The following is a 3321-nucleotide window of genomic DNA, read 5'->3' as shown; positions in this document are numbered from 1 at the left end:
TGAGGATTTTCAATAAATTAAAATCAATATAAAACAGTGTAAAACATCACTCTATATTCTGAATCTGCTCACGCATTTGTTCGATCAGCACTTTCAGCTCAATACCGCTGGCGGTGACCTCGGCATTGATTGATTTTGAAGCCAGCGTGTTGGCTTCACGGTTAAACTCTTGCATCATAAAATCTAAGCGGCGGCCAACGGCTTCGTTCTTTTTCAAAATCGCGTGCGTCTCTTTTACGTGCGCGCCCAGACGGTCGAGCTCTTCGGCTACATCTAAACGTTGTGCCAGCAAGACCAGCTCTTGTTCAAGGCGATTGCTGTCAACTTGCACCTGTGCCTCTTCCATTTTGGCGATCAGCTTGTCGCGCTGCCACTGCAAAATCTCTGGCATGTGCAGTTTTACTTTCTCAGCTTGTTCTTGAACGCCCTGCAAACGCTGTTCAATCAGCGCCTTCAGTGCTGCCCCTTCGCGTTCGCGGGCAGCGACAAACTCGTTCATCGCCAACTCAAAGCCTTGCATTAACTCTGTCGAGATGGCATCTAAGTCTTGCTCTGCGGCGGCAATCACCCCCGGCCAGCGCAGCACTTCCAGCGGGTTAATCTCGCCTTCGCCACTGGTCTGTTTTACCCACTGAGCAGCCGCCAATAGCTGGCGCGCCAGATCTTCATTCACACTCAGCGTGCTTTGTGCCGTTGGGTTAGCTTCAAAACGCAGCGCACATTCAACTTTACCGCGGGTTAAACGGTGACGAATACGCTCACGCAGTACCGGCTCAAGTGAGCGGAACTGCTCGGGTAAGCGCAGGTAAGTCTCGAGATAACGTTGGTTAACGGAACGGATTTCCCAAGCGGCGGTGCCCCAATCGCCCTTAATTTCTTGGCGGGCGAAAGCTGTCATACTACGGATCATGCGCGTGCGTCTCGTAATGAGTATTAATGTGGAACGATTATAACGCAGCTGAGTGTCTCTAGTCAGTGCAATCTCAGGTTGGAATTAGGAATTGTCCGGCGAAATCCGTATAATGCGCGGTCAATTGTTCCCGTAAACCGTGCCTTAATCCCGATCCAGGAGAACGTTATGCGCCCCGCAAACCGATTAGCTTCGCAAGTTCGCCCCATTACGATGACCCGTAATTACACTAAACATGCAGAAGGTTCTGTGCTGGTGGCGTTTGGCGATACCAAGGTGTTGTGTACCGCCACCATTGAAGAGGGCGTACCGCGCTTTTTAAAAGGGAAAGGTCAGGGCTGGATCACCGCAGAATACGGCATGTTGCCGCGCTCAACCCATACCCGTAACCAGCGTGAAGCGGCCAAAGGCAAGCAGAGTGGCCGGACGATGGAGATCCAACGTCTGATTGCCCGTGCACTGCGTGCGGCAGTTGATTTGAAAGTGCTGGGAGAGTTCACCATTATTCTTGATTGCGATGTGATTCAAGCTGATGGCGGCACACGTACTGCGTCTATTTCGGGTGCATGTGTGGCGCTGATGGATGCGATCAATGCGCTGATGGCCAAAGGCACGCTGAAAGTGAACCCGATGAAAGGGCGCGTAGCGGCTGTCTCTGTGGGCATTGTGAAGGGTGAAGCGCTGTGTGATTTAGAGTATGTGGAAGACTCCGCCGCAGAAACCGATATGAATGTGGTGATGATGGAAGATGGCCGCATGATTGAAGTACAGGGCACGGCCGAGGGCGAACCATTCTCGCATGAAGAGTTATTGAGTCTGTTGGCTCTGGCGCGTGGCGGTATCGATGAGATCCTCGCGGCGCAGCAAGCGGCATTGCAAAACGGATGAGTGGAAGCGGCATTGAAGCCGCTTTTTTTATATCCCCCGTCAGAATATAACGCTGTGCCATGAAACAGCGGATAGACTGACGGAGGTGTTTTGGTGGTTGATCATTTTAGAACGGATACAGCAGATGAAAGCATATCAGCGTGAGTTTATTGAATTTGCCTTGAGCAAGCAGGTCCTCAAATTCGGTGAGTTCACCTTAAAATCAGGGCGATGCAGCCCCTACTTTTTTAACGCCGGCCTGTTTAATACTGGCCGTGATTTGGCGTTACTAGGGCGCTTTTATGCTGCTGCCTTGGTGGATTCAGGGGTTGAGTTTGATCTGCTGTTTGGCCCTGCATATAAAGGTATTCCGATTGCGACCACGGCAGCGGTTGCACTGGCAGAGCACCATGACCGTGATGTGCCGTACTGCTTTAACCGTAAAGAAGCCAAAACGCACGGTGAGGGCGGAAACTTGGTAGGCAGCCCGTTGCTGGGCCGTGTGATGCTCGTTGATGATGTGATCACCGCCGGCACAGCCATCCGTGAATCGATGGAGATTATCGCCGCGCAACAGGCGACGTTGGCTGGGGTCATGATTGCGCTCAACCGCATGGAGCGTGGTAAAGGTGAATTATCAGCAATTCAGGAAGTTGAGCGTGATTACGGCTGTCAGGTGATATCTATTATCAATCTGCATGATCTGATTACCTATCTGGAAGAGCAGGTCGGCACGCAGCCTGAACTGGCTGACCATCTGGCCGCTGTTCAGGCATACCGCGCCGAATTTGGCGTTTAATCAGGCTTTGGTGGTATTTATTATCTGCAATGCTGGCCGTGCCAGCATAAAAATCCCCAGCGTTAGCAGATAGGCCGCCGTGAGTGTCGGCAGACCCAGCGGGGTAAACAGGCGGTTGAGTGCCGCCTGTACAATGACAGTCACAAAGGTAGCCAGCATCGCCAGCCAGATACGTGAATGTGTCGGTGAATAAAAGACTCGCCCGATCGCCAGCGCACTCAATACCGGTGAAAAACCGTATAAACCGGTCAGAATAGAGTAAGTATCTGCACCAAACAGTTGCGCCAGCGTGGTGGCTAGCAAGGCTCCGCCAAGAGTGGTCAGCGCCATCGCCCGTGAATGTACCGCAAGCCCCGCCAAAATCAGTAGCCCACTGGTAGTGTTGTTTAGTAAAAATACCTGCGCAATATTACGAATACTGGCCTGAAGTAGCATCCACAGACTGACCGCCGAGTGCGAACTGGGTACAATTGCAGCATCAAGTACGTGTAAATGTACGCCCGATAAATTATAGCCTGCCAGCAACAGCATCCAGCTAATCAGTACAAAAGGAGCAGTTGAACCCGGCACTCCCCAACTGCGCGTCATAGACTCCGCTATCGCACATTCCACAATCGGGCAGAGTATTGCGCCTAAAATCAGCAATACCCACATCAGTGCCGAGGGAATAAAAAAGGTGGTCACTGTGATCCCGACTAAAATACCGTTAAACCCGTGCAGACCCTGATCAATATCGGCTATTTTT

Annotated in this window: 4 protein-coding genes; 2 read left to right on the top strand and 2 right to left on the bottom strand. The window is 51.7% G+C overall.

Annotated features, from left to right (window positions below):
- Window positions 1-46: 46 nt before the first annotated feature.
- Window positions 47-910: a YicC/YloC family endoribonuclease gene (locus tag ACRC27_RS05575; protein WP_438622668.1), complete on the bottom strand. Its 864-nt coding sequence runs from the start codon at window positions 908-910 to the stop codon at window positions 47-49.
- Between the two features lie 168 nt (window positions 911-1078).
- Here ACRC27_RS05575 and rph point away from each other — a divergent pair, with 168 nt between their 5' ends.
- On the top strand, window positions 1079-1798 hold the full coding sequence (rph, locus tag ACRC27_RS05570; RefSeq protein ID WP_438622669.1) for a ribonuclease PH: 720 nt from the start codon (window positions 1079-1081) through the stop codon (window positions 1796-1798).
- Between the two features lie 124 nt (window positions 1799-1922).
- Window positions 1923-2576, top strand: coding sequence for an orotate phosphoribosyltransferase (pyrE, locus tag ACRC27_RS05565; RefSeq protein WP_438631547.1), 654 nt, complete (start codon window positions 1923-1925; stop codon window positions 2574-2576).
- Here pyrE and ACRC27_RS05560 read toward each other — a convergent pair.
- Window positions 2577-3321, bottom strand: a 745-nt coding sequence (locus tag ACRC27_RS05560; protein WP_438639386.1) for an urea transporter, incomplete at its 5' end; no start/stop codon positions are given. It lies immediately after the preceding gene.

Origin of the sequence: Plesiomonas sp., assembly GCF_051650925.1 — a bacterium.
GTDB lineage: Bacteria > Pseudomonadota > Gammaproteobacteria > Enterobacterales > CAMTGL01 > Plesiomonas.
The sequence above is the reverse complement of the archived record's forward strand: the minus strand, read 5'-3'. Positions and strand labels throughout refer to the sequence as shown.

Excerpts from the sequence above, each read along its gene's own strand:
- ACRC27_RS05575 (WP_438622668.1), bottom strand. The coding sequence starts at position 910 with ATGATCCGTAGTATGACAGCTTTCGCCCGCCAAGAAATTAAGGGCGAT.
- rph (WP_438622669.1), top strand. The coding sequence starts at position 1,079 with ATGCGCCCCGCAAACCGATTAGCTTCGCAAGTTCGCCCCATTACGATG.
- pyrE (WP_438631547.1), top strand. The coding sequence starts at position 1,923 with ATGAAAGCATATCAGCGTGAGTTTATTGAATTTGCCTTGAGCAAGCAG.